1 pseudogene is annotated in these 216 nt (G+C 32.9%); it reads left to right on the forward strand.

What is annotated here, in order from left to right:
- Positions 1-216 (forward strand): annotated as a pseudogene (locus V6256_RS15880) (PTS fructose transporter subunit EIIBC); the annotation flags it as partial.

The following is a 216-nucleotide window of genomic DNA, read 5'->3' on the forward strand; positions in this document are numbered from 1 at the left end:
TTTAGTTATTATTGCTGCCGATATCGAAGTTCCTTTAGAACGCTTTAATATTAAGAGACTATATAAAACCAGTACAGGTTTAGCTTTAAAAAAGACTGAGCTAGAGATAGAGAAAGCATTTAAAGAAGCATCAAATTTCCAAGTAGCGATGAATTCGAATGAAAATTCCAATGCAAGTGATGAGAAGATAGGGGATTATAAACACTTAATGACAGG

Origin of the sequence: Psychromonas aquatilis (assembly GCF_038155185.1) — a bacterium.
Taxonomy (GTDB): Bacteria; Pseudomonadota; Gammaproteobacteria; order Enterobacterales; family Psychromonadaceae; genus Psychromonas; species Psychromonas aquatilis.